We start from the raw sequence: 248 nt of genomic DNA, 5'->3' as shown, positions 1-248 counted from the left end.
CTCGCGGGCGACGGCAGGCTGACGATCACGGGCCAGAACGTCGTGAATACGGGGACCCTGGCCGGCAACGCGATCACCGTGGCCGCGCAGCAGACGCTGGACAACGCCGGCGGCGTGGTGCAGGGCCTGGGTCCGTCGAGCCACATCGCCTTCAACGCGCGCGACGTCATCTTGCGCACGACGACGCAGACCAGCGCGCGCGAGATCGCCGGGCCCAACGGGAGCAGCACGGGGACGCACACCAACGT

Annotated in this window: 1 protein-coding gene; it reads left to right on the top strand. The window is 71.0% G+C overall.

The annotated features are described in order from the left end of the window. Window positions 1-42: 42 nt before the first annotated feature. Window positions 43-248: hypothetical protein (locus VTU_RS28470; RefSeq protein WP_236610796.1), on the top strand; the 206-nt coding region annotated here is incomplete at its 3' end.

This window comes from Verminephrobacter aporrectodeae subsp. tuberculatae At4 (genome assembly GCF_000193225.1).
GTDB lineage: Bacteria > Pseudomonadota > Gammaproteobacteria > Burkholderiales > Burkholderiaceae_C > Acidovorax > Acidovorax aporrectodeae.
The sequence above is the reverse complement of the archived record's forward strand: the minus strand, read 5'-3'. Positions and strand labels throughout refer to the sequence as shown.